The organism is Caldimonas thermodepolymerans, from assembly GCF_015476235.1.
GTDB lineage: Bacteria > Pseudomonadota > Gammaproteobacteria > Burkholderiales > Burkholderiaceae_C > Caldimonas > Caldimonas thermodepolymerans.
The window spans coordinates 3,264,163-3,281,215 of record NZ_CP064338.1; the positions used below are offsets into that span (position 1 = coordinate 3,264,163).

The 17,053-nt window shown below is 70.3% G+C and carries 17 protein-coding genes; 7 read left to right on the plus strand and 10 right to left on the minus strand.

Going from position 1 to position 17,053, the window contains the following annotated elements; genetic code table 11:
• Positions 1 to 130 precede the first annotated feature (130 nt).
• The 5 genes from IS481_RS15365 (at position 131) to IS481_RS15385 (ending at position 4,294) form a co-directional block, all read left to right on the plus strand.
• Positions 131 to 1,366: a class I SAM-dependent methyltransferase gene (locus tag IS481_RS15365; RefSeq protein ID WP_104356978.1), complete on the plus strand. Its 1,236-nt coding sequence runs from the start codon at positions 131 to 133 to the stop codon at positions 1,364 to 1,366.
• 1 nt (position 1,367) lies between these two features.
• Entirely contained in the window at positions 1,368 to 1,691 is a 324-nt protein-coding gene (locus tag IS481_RS15370; RefSeq protein WP_104356979.1) for a DUF1840 domain-containing protein, read from the plus strand.
• A 26-nt stretch (positions 1,692 to 1,717) separates the two neighbouring features.
• The gene (locus IS481_RS15375; RefSeq protein ID WP_104356980.1) at positions 1,718 to 2,344 is read left to right on the plus strand and encodes a YbhB/YbcL family Raf kinase inhibitor-like protein; all 627 of its coding nucleotides are present in this window, start codon (positions 1,718 to 1,720) and stop codon (positions 2,342 to 2,344) included.
• A gap of 56 nt (positions 2,345 to 2,400) precedes the next feature.
• Positions 2,401 to 3,072, plus strand: coding sequence for a histidine phosphatase family protein (locus IS481_RS15380; RefSeq protein ID WP_104356981.1), 672 nt, complete (start codon positions 2,401 to 2,403; stop codon positions 3,070 to 3,072).
• Positions 3,073 to 3,169: 97 nt separating this feature from the next.
• Positions 3,170 to 4,294, plus strand: a complete 1,125-nt coding sequence (locus IS481_RS15385; protein ID WP_104356982.1) for a sterol desaturase family protein — start codon at positions 3,170 to 3,172, stop codon at positions 4,292 to 4,294.
• A 12-nt stretch (positions 4,295 to 4,306) separates the two neighbouring features.
• Here IS481_RS15385 and ruvB read toward each other — a convergent pair whose 3' ends face one another.
• The 4 genes from ruvB to IS481_RS15405 form a co-directional block, all read right to left on the minus strand.
• Complete coding sequence (gene ruvB, locus IS481_RS15390) at positions 4,307 to 5,374, minus strand: Holliday junction branch migration DNA helicase RuvB (protein WP_104356983.1); 1,068 nt, start codon at positions 5,372 to 5,374, stop codon at positions 4,307 to 4,309.
• Between the two features lie 7 nt (positions 5,375 to 5,381).
• Complete coding sequence (gene ruvA, locus IS481_RS15395) at positions 5,382 to 5,954, minus strand: Holliday junction branch migration protein RuvA (protein ID WP_104356984.1); 573 nt, start codon at positions 5,952 to 5,954, stop codon at positions 5,382 to 5,384.
• A 24-nt stretch (positions 5,955 to 5,978) separates the two neighbouring features.
• Positions 5,979 to 6,644: a response regulator gene (locus IS481_RS15400; RefSeq protein WP_104357094.1), complete on the minus strand. Its 666-nt coding sequence runs from the start codon at positions 6,642 to 6,644 to the stop codon at positions 5,979 to 5,981.
• Positions 6,645 to 6,764: 120 nt separating this feature from the next.
• Entirely contained in the window at positions 6,765 to 8,624 is a 1,860-nt protein-coding gene (locus IS481_RS15405; protein WP_232529314.1) for a sensor histidine kinase, read from the minus strand.
• 88 nt (positions 8,625 to 8,712) lie between these two features.
• Between IS481_RS15405 and IS481_RS15410 the strand changes: the two genes are divergently transcribed.
• Both IS481_RS15410 and ybeY read left to right on the plus strand, forming a co-directional pair.
• Positions 8,713 to 9,672, plus strand: a complete 960-nt coding sequence (locus IS481_RS15410) for a PhoH family protein (RefSeq protein ID WP_194963378.1) — start codon at positions 8,713 to 8,715, stop codon at positions 9,670 to 9,672.
• Positions 9,669 to 10,124, plus strand: a complete 456-nt coding sequence (gene ybeY / locus IS481_RS15415; RefSeq protein ID WP_104356987.1) for an rRNA maturation RNase YbeY — start codon at positions 9,669 to 9,671, stop codon at positions 10,122 to 10,124. The genes IS481_RS15410 and ybeY overlap by 4 nt, the downstream gene beginning before the upstream one ends.
• Positions 10,125 to 10,136: 12 nt before the next feature.
• Here the strand turns inward: ybeY and IS481_RS15420 are convergent, their stop codons facing one another.
• From IS481_RS15420 to IS481_RS15445, 6 genes are all read right to left on the minus strand, one after another.
• Positions 10,137 to 11,132, minus strand: coding sequence for an ABC transporter ATP-binding protein (locus tag IS481_RS15420; protein ID WP_104356988.1), 996 nt, complete (start codon positions 11,130 to 11,132; stop codon positions 10,137 to 10,139).
• The gene (locus IS481_RS15425; protein WP_104357095.1) at positions 11,129 to 12,112 is read right to left on the minus strand and encodes an ABC transporter ATP-binding protein; all 984 of its coding nucleotides are present in this window, start codon (positions 12,110 to 12,112) and stop codon (positions 11,129 to 11,131) included. Before IS481_RS15425 ends, IS481_RS15420 begins: the two co-directional genes overlap by 4 nt.
• 14 nt (positions 12,113 to 12,126) lie before the next feature.
• On the minus strand, positions 12,127 to 13,044 hold the full coding sequence (locus tag IS481_RS15430) for an ABC transporter permease (RefSeq protein ID WP_104356989.1): 918 nt from the start codon (positions 13,042 to 13,044) through the stop codon (positions 12,127 to 12,129).
• Between the two features lie 88 nt (positions 13,045 to 13,132).
• Complete coding sequence (locus IS481_RS15435; protein ID WP_104356990.1) at positions 13,133 to 14,701, minus strand: ABC transporter substrate-binding protein; 1,569 nt, start codon at positions 14,699 to 14,701, stop codon at positions 13,133 to 13,135.
• A gap of 100 nt (positions 14,702 to 14,801) precedes the next feature.
• A complete protein-coding gene (locus IS481_RS15440) occupies positions 14,802 to 16,010 on the minus strand; it encodes a M20 aminoacylase family protein (RefSeq protein WP_104356991.1) in 1,209 nt (402 codons plus the stop codon).
• A 1-nt stretch (position 16,011) separates the two neighbouring features.
• Entirely contained in the window at positions 16,012 to 16,992 is a 981-nt protein-coding gene (locus tag IS481_RS15445; RefSeq protein ID WP_104356992.1) for an ABC transporter permease, read from the minus strand.
• Positions 16,993 to 17,053: the final 61 nt, after the last annotated feature.

Consider the following 17,053-nt stretch of genomic DNA (forward strand, 5'->3'; position numbering starts at 1 on the left):
GCCTGGGATTTCGACGGGTTGCGGCGGGATCCTGGGTCGCTTGCACGGGCTGCGGCAATGTCCGAGACTAGGCGGGCTCATGCTTCATTCGTAATCCACTAGACGTACGACACCCACGGAAGGGAAGACGATGCAAGGATGGTCCGGCCTGATCGAACAGCGCCTCGCGGCGCTGCCGTGCAGCGTGGCTCTGGAGTGGCCCGGAGGCCGGGCCGGCACGGCCAACGCGGACGTGCGGCTGAAACTGAACGAATCCCGCTGGCTCGGCGCGCTGGCACGGGGGCAGATCGGCGCCCTGGCCGATGCCTATGTCCAGGGTCAGGTCGACATCGAGGGCGGCATGCGCGAGGTGATGGCGGTGGCCGCCGAGCTGGTCGGCGACCCGGTGCAGGCCGGCACGCCCCCGGCGCTGAGCCGCTGGTGGGGGCAGATCCGCTCCGTGCTGCGCCACAGCAAGCGCCGCGACGCCGAGCAGATCCAGTTCCACTACGACGTCTCGGACGACTTCTATGCGCTGTGGCTGGACCCGCGCCGGGTCTATTCGTGCGCCTACTTCCGCGAGGACGGCATGACGCTCGCGCAGGCGCAGGAGGCCAAGCTGGACCACATCTGCCGCAAGCTGCGGCTGGAGCCCGGGCAGCGCTTCCTGGACATCGGCGCCGGCTGGGGCGGGCTGCTGCTGTGGGCGGCCGAACACTACGGGGTCGAGGCCGTCGGCATCACCCTGTCGAAGAACCAGCATGCGCACGTGAACCGGCTGATCCAGGAGAAGGGCCTGGGCGGGCGGGTGCAGATGCACCTGATGGACTACCGCGACCTGCCGGAGGACCGCCCGTTCGACCGCATCGCCTCGGTCGGCATGTTCGAGCACGTGGGCCGCGCCAACATGGTCGCCTACTTCGACAAGATCCGCCGGCTGCTGCGCCCGGGCGGGCTGGTGATGAACCACGGCATCACCGCCGGCGGCCTGTACAACCGGCAGCTCGGCGGCGGCATGGGCGACTTCATCGAGAAGTACATCTTCCCGGGCGGCGAGCTGATGCACGTTTCCAAGGTCGCCGAGACGCTGTCGGCCGGCGGCCTGGAGCTGCTGGACGTGGAGAACCTGCGTCCGCATTACGCACGCACGCTGTGGGCCTGGTCCGACGGGCTGGAGCGCCAGCTCGACGCCGCACGGGCCGTCACCAACGAGCGCACGGTGCGCGCCTACCGGCTGTACCTGGCCGGCTGCGCGATGAGCTTCGAGCGCGGCTGGATCTCGCTGTACCAGCTGCTCGGGTCCCGCCCCACCGGGCGCGAGGCCGACGGCACGATGCGCGGCGCGCAGTCGGACTTCCCGTTCAACCGCGAATACATGTACCGCTGAGATGCTCTACAAGTTCAAGTCCAAGGCCGCCGGCGACGTCATCATGACCGGCCCGTCGGGCGACCACATCCTGCGCCTGATCGGCAAGGAGCCGGCGCCCCAGGGCATCATCCTGCCGGCGGACATGCCGGCGGCGATCGCCGCGCTGGAGCAGGCGGTGCTGGACGACGAGGAACGGCGCCGGCGCGCCGAGGAAGAGGCGCGCGCCGAAGGCCGCACGCCGGAGCCGCAGGAAGGCGTCACGCTGCGCCAGCGCGCCTGGCCGCTGATCGAGATGATGCGGCGCGCGCACGCGGCGGACAAGGACATCGTCTGGGGCGTGTGAATGCCCCTCACCCCAAGGAGACTCCCATGAAGCTCACGAGCAACAACTGGTCCGACGGCCAGCGCATCCCGGCGCGCCATGCCGCCGGCAAGCCGGACGGCCAGGGCGGCGTCACGTTCTCGGACAACGTCAGCCCGCACCTGGCCTGGTCGGACGTGCCCGAGGGCACCAGGTCCTTCGTGCTGATCTGCCACGACCCGGACGTGCCCAGCCGCGGCGACGACGTCAACAAGGCCGACCGCGAGGTGCCGGCCCACCTGCCGCGCGTGGACTTCTTCCACTGGGTGATGGTGGACCTGCCGGCCTCGCTGCGCGAGATCGCCGAGGGCGAGTTCAGCCGCGAGTTCACCCCGCGCGGCAAGACCGGCCCGCAGACGCTGCACGGCGCACGGCACGGGCTGAACGACTACACCGGCTGGTTCGCCGGCAACGACGAGTTCGGCGGCCAGTACTACGGCTACGACGGCCCCTTCCCGCCGTTCAACGACGCGCTGGTGCACCGCTACGTGTTCACGCTGTACGCGCTGGACATCGAGCGCTGCCCGGTGGACGGCACCTTCACCGGCGCGCAGGTGCGCGAGGCGATCCGCGGCCACGTGCTGGCCGAGGCCAGCCTGACCGGCACCTACACCCTCAACGCGCGCCTGGCCTGAGCGCGGCGCGCGCTGCGGCGACAATGGCGGGGTCCGCCACCCCGATCCCGTCCTCCATGTCGCATTCGCAAGTCACCCGCATCTTCGCCGTGCGCCACGGCGAAACCGCCTGGAACGTCGACACCCGCATCCAGGGCCACCTCGACATCCCGCTCAACGACACCGGCCGCTGGCAGGCGCGCCGCATGGCCGCGGCGCTGGCCGACGAGCCGATCGCGGCGATCTACTCCAGCGACCTGCGGCGCGCCCACGAAACCGCGCAGGCGCTCGGCGAGGCGGTGGGCGTGGCGGTGCAGACCGACACCGGCCTGCGCGAACGCGGCTTCGGCAGCTTCCAGGGCCTGACCTTCAAGGAGATCGAGGCCCGCTGGCCCGACCTGGCGCTGCGCTGGCGCAAGCGCGACCCGTCCTTCGGCCCCGAGGGAGGCGAGACGCTGGCCAGCTTCTACGCGCGTGTCGTCGAGGCGGCGACGCGCCTGGCGCGCCGGCATCCGGGCGAGGCCATCGCGCTGGTCGCGCACGGCGGGGTGATGGACTGCCTGTACCGGCTGGCCTCGGGCGTGAGCCTGCAGGCGCCGCGCACCTGGGAGCTGGGCAACGCCAGCATCAACCGGCTGCTCTACAACGGCGAGGGCTTCGTGCTGGTCGGCTGGGGCGACACCCAGCACCTGGCCGACGGAACCCGCGACGAGTCCTCCGACGGCGACCGGGTCGGCCACGCCGCCTGAACCCTCCCCGCATCCGGGCAAGTCCGGGATCGTCCCGGCTGCCCGCCGGCGAACGGCCGTGCGAGACTGGGCGCCTGTGCGACAGGAGGCATGCGCGATGGAAGCAGCCCAGGTCATCGTTCTCGCCACCCCCGTGTTCCTGCTGCTGATCGCGGTCGAGTACGCGGTCGGCGTGGCCCGCGGGCGCAACACCTACCGGCTCAACGACGCGCTCAACAGCATCGGGCTCGGCATCCTGAGCCAGCTCACCGGCGTGTTCACCAAGCTGATGACGGTGGGCATCTACACCGTGGTGCACCGGCACGCGGCGCTGCGGGCGCTGCCGGCCGACGCCTGGTGGGTGTGGGTCGGCGCGCTGCTGCTGTACGACTTCTGCTACTACTGGAACCACCGGCTCGGGCACGAGTGCGCGCTGTTCTGGGCCGCGCACGTGGTGCACCACCAGAGCGAGGACTACAACCTCTCGACCGCGCTGCGCCAGACCAGCACCGGCTGGATCGCGGGCTGGATCTTCTACCTGCCGATGGCGGTGCTCGGCGTGCCGCCGGTGGTGTTCGCGACCGTCGCGCTGATCGACCTGCTCTACCAGTTCTGGGTGCACACGCAGCAGGTCGGCCGGCTGGGCTGGTTCGACCGGGTGTTCTGCTCGCCGAGCAACCACCGCGTGCACCACGCGGTCAACGACCGGTACCTCGACCGCAACTACGGCGGCATCCTGGTGCTGTGGGACCGGCTGTTCGGCACCTTCCAGGAAGAGGACGAGCGCGAGCCCTGCGTCTACGGCACGCGCAGCCCGCTGCGCAGCTGGAACCCGATCCGCGCCAACCTGCAGGTCTACGCGGAGCTCGTCCGCGACAGCTGGCACACCGCGCGCTGGTCCGACAAGCTGCGCGTGTGGCTCAAGCCGCCCGGCTGGCGCCCCGCGGACGTGGCGGCCCGCTTCCCCAAGCCGGCCTTCGACCTGCGCCAGGTCACGCGCTACGACCCGCCGATGGGCCGCGGCGCGCAGTGGGCGGCGGCGGTGCTGTTCCTGCTGTTGCTGGGCGCGACCGCCTGGTGGCTGTGGCAGGCGCACGCGCTGTCGCCCGGCGCCCTGGCCGGCGGGGCGCTGGCCATCACCGCCGGGCTGTGGGTGGTGGGGCAGCTGTGCAGCGGCACGCCGGCCGCCTCGGGCAGCGAGGCTGCGTCGCAGGCGGCCGGGGCCGCGGCCAGCGGCCGCTGACGAAGCGCCGGGTCAGCCCTCGAACAGGTCGCCGCCCGCGTCCGCGCGGCCCGGCGGCGCGATGCCGAGGTGGCGGTAGGCGGCCAGCGTCGCGACCCGCCCGCGCGGGGTGCGCTGCAGGTAGCCCTGCTGGATCAGGTAGGGCTCGATGACGTCCTCGATGGTGTCGCGCTCCTCGCCGATCGCCGCGGCCAGGTTGTCCAGGCCGACCGGGCCGCCGTCGAACTTGTGGATCACGGCTTCGAGCAGCTTGCGGTCCATCACGTCGAAGCCGAGCGGGTCGACGTCCAGCATGGCCAGCGCCTGGTCGGCCATGGCCTTGGTGATGCGGCCGTCGCCCTTGACCTCGGCGTAGTCGCGCACCCGGCGCAGCAGGCGGTTGGCGATGCGGGGCGTGCCGCGCGAGCGGCGCGCGATCTCCAGCGCGCCGGCCGGGTCGATGGGCGCGCCCAGCAGCCCGGCCGAGCGGGTGACGATGCGCGCGAGCTCGTCGGCGGTGTAGAACTCCAGCCGCGCGACGATGCCGAAGCGGTCGCGCAGCGGGTTGGTCAGCATGCCCGCGCGGGTGGTGGCGCCGACCAGCGTGAAGGGCTGCAGGTCGAGCTTGATCGAGCGCGCCGCCGGCCCCTCGCCGATCATGATGTCGATCTGGTAGTCCTCCAGCGCCGGGTAGAGGATTTCCTCGACCACCGGGCTGAGCCGGTGGATCTCGTCGATGAACAGGACGTCGTTGCGCTCGAGGTTGGTCAGCAGCGCGGCAAGGTCCTTGGGCTTCTCCAGCACCGGGCCGGAGGTCTGGCGCAGGTTCACGCCCAGCTCGTGCGCGATGATGTGGCTCAGCGTGGTCTTGCCCAGGCCCGGCGGGCCGAACAGCAGCACGTGGTCGAGCGCCTCGCCGCGCTTCTTCGCGGCGCCGATGAAGATCTCCAGCTGCTCGCGCGCCTTGGTCTGGCCCACGTACTCGTCCAGGCCCTTGGGGCGCAGGGCGCGCTCGATCGCCTCCTCGTTCGGCGAGCTGGCGGTGGCCGCGACGACGCGCTGGCGCGGCGGCGGGGTGAAGTCGTCGGTCTGGATGCTCATGGGCGGCTCACCTTGTCAGCGCCTTGAGGGCGAGCTTGATGCCGTCGCTCACGCCCACGTCCGGCGGCAACGCCTTCAGCGCCGCGGCGGCCTCCTTCTCGCTGTAGCCCAGCGCCACCAGCGCCTGCAGCACGTCGGCCTGTGCGTCGTTGAGGGCCGCGGCCGGCTGGGCGAGGTCCGGCCCCAGCTTGCCCTTGAGCTCGAGCAGCAGGCGCTCGGCGGTCTTCTTGCCGATGCCGGGCACCTTCACCAGGCGGCCGGCTTCCTGCAGGCTGACCGCCTGCGCCAGGTCCGAGACGCTCAGGCCCGACAGGATCGCCAGCGCCGTGCGCGGCCCGACGCCGGAGATGCGGATCAGCTGGCGGAAGGTGTCGCGTTCGGCGGCCGTGCCGAAGCCGAACAGGATCTGCGCGTCCTCGCGCACGACGAAATGCGTGAGCAGGGTCACGCGCTCGCCCAGGTTGGGCAGGTTGTAGAAGGTGCTCATCGGCACGTCGACCTCGTAGCCGACGCCCTGGACATCGATCAGCACCTGCGGAGGGGCCTTCTCCGCGATCACGCCCGTCAAACGACCGATCATCGGCCGATTATCGGCCCGGCGGCCTCAGCGGGGCGTGCGGCGGAACAGGCCGAGGCGCTGCGCCTCGAGGGCGGCTTCGGCCCGCGACGACACGTTGAGCTTGCGGTAGATCTGCTTGACGTAGTCGGCGATCGTGTGCCGCGACAGGCCCAGCTGCACGCCGATCTCGGGCAGCGTGAAGCCCTTGGCCACGCGCAGCAGCACCTCGTTCTCGCGCTCGGTCAGCTGCACCGTGGGCAGCAGCGGCTCGGTCTCGGCCGGCTGGGTGCGCGCCTGGGACGCGAAGTAGGCGATCACGCGCCGGGCGATCGACGGCGACAGCGGCGGCTCGCCCTGGGTGATGCGCTGCAGCTGCTCGGCGAGCTGGTCCTTGGGCTGCTCCTTGAGCAGGTAACCGAAGGCGCCGGCCTGCAGGGCCGGGAACAGGTGATCGTCGTCGTCGTGGATGGTCACCACCACCGACTGCGCCTCCGGCTGGGATTCGCGCAGGGCCGCCACCACCTCGACGCCCGAGCCGTCAGGCAGGCCCAGGTCGATCAGGGCCAGGTCGAACCGCAGCGCGGTGATCTGCTCCAAGGCATCGTGCACGCGCGCGCTTTCGGACACCCGCGCCGAAGGAAAGACCTGCATCACCAGGGTCTTGAGCCACAGGCGGATCTCGGGAAGGTCTTCGAGCAGGAGGATGTGCATCGTCAGCGCGGGCACCGGCGCCCGCCCCGCAAGAGAAACAGGTGCTGTCGATGGTACCAGCGCCAGGCGGCACCGGCGCATCGTTCCGATGGGGGAGCGTGGCCGCACGGCCACGCCGGATCACAGCGGCAGTGTCAGCCGGATCACGGTGCCGAACCCGGGACCGGATTCGACCAGGCATTGCCCGGCCAGCTGCTTGGCGCGGCGCTTCATGCTGGCCATGCCGTGGCCGCGGTCGAGCTTGCCGTCCAGCTCCAGCGGGATGCCGCGGCCGTTGTCCTGGATCACCAGGTTGAAGTCGACCTCGTCGATCACGCAGCGGATCGTGCAGGCGCTGGCGCCGCTGTGCTTGATGATGTTGCTGATCGCCTCGCGCAGGATGCGCGTGGTCTGCACGTAGGCACGCGCCGAGAGGTGGCGCTCGTCGTTCTCGTGCGCGGTCTGCCACTCGACCTGCACCGCGGCCTGCCCGAGCCGCGAAACCACCTCGGCGCGCCAGTCGGCCAGCGCGTCGGCGATCTTGACCGGCTTGCCGGTCAGGCCCCGCACCGACAGGCGCATCTCCTCCAGCGCCTCGCGCGCCAGCGTGGAGATGCGCTCGTCGCCGCTGGTATGGACGATGGTCAGCAGCTTGGCACCCAGGTCGTCGTGCAGGTCGCCGGCGATGCGCTTGCGCTCGGCCTCGGCCACCTGCTCGATGCGGGCCTCGGCCAGCTCGGCGTAGCTGCGCTCGATCTCGGCGGTCTTTTCCAGGATGCGCTGCTCCAGGTCCGCGCGTGCGGTCTCGGCCGACTGCAGCGCGTGCACGAACTGCTGCACCAGCCGCAGGCCGACGGCGAAGAACAGCAACGGCATCGCGAAGTGGATCAGGTGCACCCGGGGCAGCTCCACCCAGCCGTGCTGGACGGCCGTCTCCAGCGCGGCGAGCAGCACCATCACCAGCAGCGCGGCGCCCATGATCCAGACCCCCGGGCGCCGCTCGCGCCGCAGCCGGGCCAGGTAGTACCCGGAGGCCCAGGTCACCTCCAGCAGGTAGAGGGTGGCCCAGGCGGCAGTCACGAGGAAGAAGGCCGAAGCCGGCACCACGGCGATGCTGACCGGCACCAGCAGGCACTGCAGCCCCAGCAGCACGTCCACCCAGCGGTGCCGGTGGCCGCCGTAGCGCTGCAGGAACAGCACCGCGCAGGCCACCACCGGCGCGTACAGGCAGGCGATCAGCACCTCGGTCAGGCGCGGGTCGAGCGGGATGTGGGGCGACCACAGGTGCGAGGCGATCGCGGTCCAGCCGACCAGCAGCAGGCCGAAGTAGAGGTAGGCCGGCTCGCTGCGCCGCGCCCAGGCCAGGCCCAGCATGAACAGCCCGACCACCACCAGCGTCAGGCTGAGCACCTGGGCCATCGTGACGTTCCAGAACTGCTGGTTCTCGTAGCGCGGCAGCAGCTGCGACTGCGGTCCGACCAGCAGCTCGGACAGGCCGCCCGCACGCTGCCGCGCCGAGACCTGCTCCAGCGCCAGGCCGGTGACCTTGATGTCCAGCTCGTTGGCGGTCGGGTGCAGCAGGGCCGCCGGCAGCACGATCAGCTGCGGGCGGTAGCAGTTGGCCGTCTGCGGCTCGGCGGCCGGGTCGCGCATCAGCAGCGTCCCGTTCAGGCGCACCTCGAGGTTGGCGCAGGCTCGCTCGACGTAGAGGCTGGGCGGGTCGTCCGAGGCCGGCGGGGCGTCGAACGTCGCCCGGTAGGTCACCGTGCCGGCAAAGCCCGGGCGGGTCTGCGCCCAGTCGTCCGGCAGGCTGACCACCTGCTGCACCGCGTGCCCGGCCTCGTCGAAGGGTTGCACCTCGACGACGATCGCCTCGCGCAGCTCGACCAGCGCGGCGGTGTCGGCGCGCAGGGCCCCCATCCACAGCACCAGCCCCAGGGCGAAGAGGCACGACAACCCGACGTGGCGGCGCAAACCCCGCATGCATGACCAGACACTCATGGGTGCGGATTCTGCTGGAGGCGCCGGCGAGGGACAATCTGGTCCGAAAGCCCGGCCGACCCGGCTGCGGCGCACCTGTGTATTGCCAGTGATACTCCGCCACGCCTTCATCCCCCTGGACAACGCCCGCCTGGCCCACCTGTGCGGCACGCTCGACGAGCACCTGCGCAGCATCGAGGCGGCGCTGAACGTCACGATCACCCGGCGCAACGAGTCCTTCCGCATCGAGGGCGCGAAGAAGCCGGCCGAGCGTGCCGTGGCCCTGCTGCAGTCGCTCTACGACCGCGCCCGCAAGCCCATCCCGCCCGACGAGTTCCAGCTCGCGCTGGTCGAGGCGATGCGGCCGGACGACGCGCCGCCGGCGGCTGCGGAGGAGCCTGAGATCGTGCTGCGCACCCGGCGCGCCGACCTGCAGGGGCGCACCCCCAACCAGGACCGCTACCTGCGCAACATCCTCGGCCACGACATCACCTTCGGCATCGGGCCGGCCGGCACCGGCAAGACCTTCCTGGCCGTCGCCTGTGCGGTGGACGCACTGGAGCGCAGCGCGGTGCAGCGCATCATCCTGACCCGCCCGGCGGTCGAGGCCGGCGAGCGGCTGGGCTTCCTGCCCGGCGACTTGGCGCAGAAGGTCGACCCCTACCTGCGCCCGCTGTACGACGCCCTGTACGACCTGATGGGCTTCGACCGCGTCACCAAGGCCTTCGAGAAGGGCACGCTGGAGATCGCGCCGCTGGCCTTCATGCGCGGGCGCACGCTGAACCACGCCTTCGTGATCCTGGACGAGGCGCAGAACACCACGCCCGAGCAGATGAAGATGTTCCTGACCCGCATCGGCTTCGGCAGCAAGGCCGTGATCACCGGCGACGTCAGCCAGGTGGACCTGCCCAAGGGCCAGAAGAGCGGGCTGATCGAGGCCGAGCAGATCCTGAAGAAGGTGCACGGCATCGCGATCACCCGTTTCACCGCCGCCGACGTGGTGCGCCACCCGCTGGTGGCGCGCATCGTCGAAGCCTACGAAGCCGCCCGCAAGCGCAGCGAATCATGAGCCGTCCCGCCCCCCGCCCCGCCCTGCGGCTGTCGCTGCAGTTCGCCGACCCGCGCCACCGCGACCAGCTGCCGCGCCACCTGGTGCAGCGCTGGATCCGCGCCGCGCTGGAAGCCCCCGCCGAGATCACCGTGCGCATCGTCGATGCCGACGAGGGCCGCACGCTCAACCGCGAATACCGCCACAAGGACTACGCCACCAACGTGCTGACCTTCGACTACGCGCACGAGCCGGTGGTGATGGCCGACCTGATCCTGTGCGCGCCGGTGGTCGAGCGCGAGGCGCAGGACGAGGGCAAGGCGCTGCAGGCGCACTACGCCCACCTGCTGGTGCACGGCACGCTGCACGCGCAGGGCTACGACCACGAGGACGACGCCGAAGCCGAGGTCATGGAAGCGCGCGAGAGCGAGGTGATGCTCGCGCTCGGCTTCGCCGACCCCTACGCCCGCTAGCCCCTCAGGCGTTCAGATCCGCCCTTCCTCGACCGCGTGGCAGGCCACCTGCACGCCGCGCAGGGCCTGCAGCGGCGGGCGTTCGCGCGCGCAGCGCCCGTTGGCATGCGGGCAGCGCGGGTGGAAGGCGCAGCCGCCCGGCGGGTCGAGCGGGTTGGGCACCTCGCCCTGCACCGGGGTGCGTGCGCGGCCGGTCATGCGGATGTCGGGAATCGCGTCCAGCAGCATGCGCGTGTACGGATGCTGCGGCCGCGCGAACAGCTCGCGCTTCGGAGCCAGCTCGACCAGCCGGCCGAGGTACATCACCCCCACCTCGTCGGCCACGTGGTGCACCACGGCAAGGTTGTGCGAGATGAACAGGTAGGTCAGCTGGCGCTCGCGCTGCAGGTCCTTCATCAGGTTGAGCACCTGGGCCTGCACCGAGACGTCCAGCGCCGAGGTCGGCTCGTCGCAGACCAGGAACTCCGGCTGCGTGGCCAGCGCCCGCGCGATCGAGATGCGCTGGCGCTGTCCGCCGGAGAACTGATGCGGGTACTTCCCGGCGTCTGCCGGCGACAGCCCCACCGACTGCAGCAGCTCGCCGACGCGCTGGCGCCGCGCCGTGGCGTCCTTGAGCAGCCCGTGCTCGCGCAGCGGCTCGGCGATGATGTCCTCGACCTTCCAGCGCGGGTTCAGGCTGGCGTACGGGTCCTGGAAGATCATCTGCATGCGCCGGCGCAGCGCGCGCCCCTCGCGCGAGGCCAGCACCTCGCGCGTCGGGCGGCCGTCGAACCGCACCTCGCCGCGCGTGGGTTCGTACAGCCCGACCAGCAGGCGCGCCACGGTGCTCTTGCCGCAGCCGGACTCGCCCACCAGCGCCAGCGTGCGCCCGCGCTCGATCGCGAAGCTGACGCCGTCGACCGCGTGCACGAACTGCCGCGGCTTGCGCTCGACCACCCGGTTGAGCCACGGCGCGGAGACGTCAAAGGTCTTGGACAGGTCCCTCACCTCGACCAGCGGCGCGCTCATGCCACCCTCCGTTGCGGTTCGACATGCAGCCAGCAGGCCGCGCGCGTGCGCCCGGTGTCGGCCAGCTCGGGCCGCTCGCGCCGGCATCGCTCGAAGGCCTGCGGGCAGCGTGGATGGAACGCGCAGCCGGGCGGGATCGCGTTCAGGCGTGGCATCGAGCCCTCGATCTGCGACAACCGCTCGCGGTCGTCCTCGATCGAGGGGATCGAGCCCATCAGGCCCACGGTGTACGGATGCGCCGGCTGGTGGATCACGTCGTGCACCGGACCGATCTCGACCATCCGCCCGGCGTACATCACCGCCACGCGGTCGCAGGTCTCGGCGATCACGCCCATGTCGTGCGTGATCAGCATCACCGCCGCGCCCTTTTCCTTGCACAGCCGCTTGAGCAGCGAAATGATCTGCGCCTGGATCGACACGTCCAGGGCGGTGGTGGGCTCGTCGGCGACGATGAGCTGCGGCTCGGCCGCCAGCGCCAGCGCGATGACCACCCGCTGGCGCATGCCGCCGGAGAACTGGTGCGGGTAGTGGTCGATGCGCGCCTCGGCAGCCGGGATGCCGGTGTCCCTGAGCAGCTGGATCGCGCGCTGGCGCGCCTGGGCATGGTTCATCGGCAGGTGGGTCTGGATCGTCTCGATCAGCTGGCGCCCCACCGTGTAGAGCGGATTCAACGAGGTCAACGGGTCCTGGAAGATCGCGCCGATGCGCCGGCCGCGGATGCGTCGCATCGCCTCGTGCGGCAGGCGGTCGATGCGCTCGCCTTCGAGCAGGATCTCGCCGCCGGCGATGCGCCCGGGCGGTTCGAGCAGGCCGATGATGGCCGCACCGGTGAGCGACTTGCCCGCGCCCGACTCGCCGACCACGCCGAGGATCTCGCCGGCCTGGATCTCGAACGACACGTCGTCGAGCGCCAGCAACGTGCCGTGGCGCGTCGGGAACTCGACGCGCAGGTGCTTGACTTGCAGCAGGGGAGATGTCATGGCCATCGCTTTCGTCACCGCAGTCGGGGGTTCAGCGCGTCGCGCAGCCAGTCACCCAGCAGGTTCACGCTGAGCGCGATCAGCACCAGCATGATCCCGGGGAACACCGTGATCCACCATTCGCCGCTGAACAGGAAGTCGTTGCCGACGCGGATCAGCGTGCCCAGCGACGGCGAAGTGGGCGGCGCCCCGACGCCGAGGAAGGACAGCGTCGCCTCGATGATGATGGCCTGCGCCACCTGGATGGTCGACAGCACCAGCACCGGCCCCGTCACGTTCGGCAGCACGTGCCGGGTCATGATGCGCAGCGGGTTGACGCCGATCACGCGCGCGGCCTGCACGTAGTCCTTGTTGCGCTCGACCATGGTCGAGCCGCGCACGGTGCGCGCGTAGTCGACCCACTTGGTCAGCGTGATCGCGAGGATCAGCACCGTGAACGCGAGCGCCTCGTGCGCATCAGGGAACATCGCGCGGCCCACGCCGTCGATCAGCAGCGCGATCAGGATGGCCGGGAACGACAGCATCACGTCGCAGATGCGCATCAGCACCGCGTCGAGCCGTCCGCCGAAGAAGCCGGCCAGCAGGCCGAGGCTCACGCCGATCAGCATGGACAACAGCACGGAGGCGAAGCCGACGAACAGCGAGATGCGTGCCCCGTACATCAGCGCCGAGAGGATGTCGCGTCCCTGCCCGTCGGTGCCGAGCAGGTACTTCGGGTTGCCCTCCTCCATCCACGCCGGCGGCAGGCGGGCGTCGCCCAGCTCCAGCGTCGCGAGGTCGAACGGGTTGTGCGGCGCCATCCAGTCGGCGAAGACGGCGGCGAAGATGCAGACGAAGGCGATGATGGCAGCCAGGATGGCCACCGGCGAGGTGCGGAAGCTGTACCAGACGTCGCCTTCGAAGAAACGTTTCAGTGCGGTGGTCGTCGTCATCGGATCACGGTGTATGTACGCAGGCGCCGGCCACGGCGGCGGCCGGCGCGGTGCACGCGCGGGCGGCATGGCCCGCCCGCGCGTGCCGTCACTTCACGGTGACCCACTTGAAGTACATGAAGTTGTCGGGCAACTGCACGAGCTCGATGTTCTTCTTCGCCGCCCAGGCCAGGGCCTGCTGGTGCAGCGGGATGTGGCCGACGTCCTCGTGGTGGATGCGGAACGCCTCGCGGATCATCTCGTCGCGCTTGGCCTGGTCGGTCTCGGACTGCACCTTCAGCGTCAGCTCGTCGACCTTGGGGTTGCTGTACCAGCCCAGGTTGAACTGCCCCTGGCCGGCGTCGTTCGGCGTGGCCATGATCGAGGTCAGCACGTTGTGCGAGTCATAGGTGCTCGGGGTCCAGCCCAGCATGTAGAAGCTGGTGTTGCGGCTGAGGATCTTCGGGAAGTAGGTGACCTTGGTCTCGGCCTGCAGGTTGATCTTCACGCCGATGCGCGCCAGGTTGGCCGCGATCGCCTGGCAGATTTCGCCGTCGTTGACGTAGCGGTCGTTCGGGCAGTTCATCGCGACCTCGAAGCCGTTCGGGTAGCCGGCCTCGGCGAGCAGCTTCTTCGCGGATTCCGGGTCATACGGGTAGCGCTTGTTCAGCTCCGGCGCGAAGCCCTTGATGCCCGGCGCCACCATCAGCGCGGTCGGGGTGGCGGCACCGCGCATCACGCGCGTGCGGATGGTCTCGATGTCGATCGCCTGGTAGAAGGCCTGCCGCACGCGGCGGTCCTTGAACGGGTTCTTGCCCTTGACGTTGGAGAACAGCAGCTCGTCGCGCTTCTGGTCCATGCCCAGGAAGATGGTGCGCAGCTCGGGCCCCTGCAGCACGTTGATGTTGCCGCTGGCCTTGAGCCGCCCGATGTCCTGCAGCGGCACCGGCTCCATCACGTCGATCTCGCCGGACAGCAGCGCCGCCACCCGGGTCGCGTCGTTGCCGATCGGCGTGAAGATCACCTCGTCGACGTTGCCCTCGATCTGGCCCCAGTAGTCGGGGTTGCGCACCAGCACCGTGCGCGTGTTGGGCTGGCGTTCCTTCAGGCGATACGGGCCGGTGCCGTTGGCCTTGAAACTGGCGGTGTTCTCGACACCCTTGCGGCGGTCGACCGGGCGCTCGGCCTTGTTCTCCTCGCACCACTTCTTGCTCATGATGTAGAGCTGCGAGATCACGTCCGGCAGGATCGGGAACGGCGCCTGGGTCTCGATCTCGACGACATGGTCGCTGACCTTGCGCACTTCCTTGACCTGGCTGACGTAGCTCTTCATGTCCGAGCCGTCGGCCGCCGCGCGCTGGAAGGTGAACGCCACGTCGTCCGCGGTGAACGGCGTGCCGTCATGGAATTTGACGCCCTGGCGCAGCTCGAAGCGCCACACGGTGGGCGAAGGCTGCGACCACGAGGTGGCCAGCGCGGGCACCAGGCCCAGCTTCTTGTCGCGGCCGACCAGCGGTTCGTAGATGTTGGCAGTGAAGGACAGCTGCAGCGACTCGTTGAGCGAGTGCGGGTCCATCGACATCGCATCGCCCTGGTTGGCCACACGCAGGGTCTTGGCCATCGCAGTGCCGCAGGCCACGGCCAGGGCAAGGGCCAGCACGGTAGGTCGAAGCTTCATGACATCCTCCTCGGGTTACAGACGTGGCGGAACAGGGTCGATCGGTCAGCCCGCCACCCGCAGGCGCCTCGTGCGGAGGCGGGACACGGTGCAGGGGCAGTCATGGCAGCGGCATGGCCCGCTCGGCCAGCGAGGCGAACAGCGCCGAGCCGAGCGGCAGGATCTCGTCGTTGAAGTCGTAGCGGCTGCTGTGCAGGAAGCAGCCCGGGTCGGTCGCGTCGCGGCCCTGCCCGATGCGCAGGTAGGCGCCAGGCTTGACCTGCAGCATGAACGAAAAGTCCTCGGCGCCCATGCTGGGCGGCAGGTCGCGCACGACCCGTTCGGGCCCGACCAGCGACTCGGCGACGTCGGCGGCGAACTCGGCCTCCTCGCGCGAGTTGATCGTGGCCGGGTAGATGCGCTGGTAGTCGAGCGTCGCCGACGCGCCGAAGCCCACCGCGATCGATTCGACCAGGCGCCCCAGGCGCTCCTCGATCATGTCCTGCAGCTGCGGGCGGAAGGTGCGCACCGTGCCGACCAGCTTGGCCTGGCGCGGGATCACGCTCATCGCGCCGACGTCGCCGGCCTGCATCGCGCACAGGCTGACCACCGCGTTGTCGAACGGGCTGACGTTGCGCGACACCAGGCTCTGCGCGGCGGTGATGATGTGCCCGCACACCAGCACCGGGTCGACCGCCAGGTGCGGGTGCGCGCCGTGGCCGCCCTTGCCGGTCACCGTGATCTCGATGCGGTCGGCCGCCGCCATCATGGGCCCGGGCGCGACGCCGATCTGCCCGGCAGGCAGGTGCGGCCAGTTGTGCATCGCGTAGACCGCCTGTGCCGGGAAGCGCTCGAACAGGCCGTCGTCGATCATCGCCTTGGCGCCCGCGCAGCCCTCCTCGCCCGGCTGGAAGATCAGGTAGACCGTGCCGTCGAAGCGTCGCGTCTCGGCCAGGTAGCGCGCCGCGCCGACCAGCATCGTGGTGTGGCCGTCATGCCCGCAGCCGTGCATCAGCCCCGGCTTGCCGGAGCGCCAGGCAAAGTCGTTCTCTTCGCGCATCGGCAGCGCGTCCATGTCGGCGCGCAGGCCGATGCTGCGTCCCGACGTGCGGCTGCGTCCGTGGATCACGGCCACCACGCCGGTGCGGGCGATGCCGGTGTGGATCTCGTCGACGCCGGTGAGCTTGAGCGCCTCGACGACGCGGCTCGCGGTGCGCACCTCCTCGAAGCCGAGCTCGGGGTGGGCGTGCAGGTCGCGACGGAACGCGGTCAGCTCGGGGTGGTAGGCGGCGATGCGGGAGAACACGCCGGACGTGACGGGGCGCAGCATGTCAATGTCCTCTTGCGCCACTGATGCGCAATCGGGGGTCGACCGCGAAGTACAGCAGGTCGACCGCCAGGTTGATGAGCACGAAGATCAGGGCGATGAGGCACAGGTAGGCCGCCATCACCGGGATGTCGGCAAAGGTCACCGCCTGGATGAACAGCAGCCCCATGCCGGGCCACTGGAACACGGTCTCGGTGATGATGGCGAACGCGATCAGCGATCCCAGCTGCAGGCCGGTGATCGTGATCACCGGCACCAGCGTGTTCTTCAGCGCGTGCCCGAAGTGCACCGCGCGGTCGGTCAGGCCGCGGGCGCGCGCGAACTTGATGTAGTCGGTGCGCAGCACCTCCAGCATCTCCGCGCGCACCAGCCGCATGATGAGCGTGAGCTGGAAGATCGCCAGCGTCACCGCGGGCAGGATCAGGTGCTTCCATCCGTCGAGCGTCAGCAGGCCGGTGGTCCACAGGCCCAGCGCCACGGTCTCGCCCCGACCGAAGCTGGGCAGCCAGCCGAGCGTCACCGAGAACACCAGGATCAGCAGGATGCCGATCAGGAAGGTGGGCAGCGACACCCCGAGCAGCGAGATCGTCATCAGCACGTGCGAGAAGAAGCTGCCACGCCGCAGCGCCGCGTAGACGCCCATCGGGACGCCCAGCACCAGCGCCAGCACCGCCGCGACCAGCGACAGCTCCAGCGTGGCCGGGAGGCGCTCGATGATCAGCGCCGAGACCTTGCGGCCCTGGCGCAGGCTGAGCCCGAACTCGCCCTGCACCGCGTTGCCGACGAAGCGCGCGAACTGCACGAAGAACGGCTGGTCCAGGCCCAGGTCCGAGCGCATGCGCGCGCGTTCTTCCGGCGTCGCGTCCTGCCCGAGGATGTTGGTGACCGGGTCGCCGACGTACTGGAACAGCATGAAGGCGATGAAGGCCACCGTCAGCATCACGAACACGGCCTGGGCCAGACGGCGGAGGATGAAGACGAGCATGGACAGCAGGAGGGGAAGTCAATGGCGCCGGCGCAGGCACCCCGTCGGCTCAGGGCCCCCG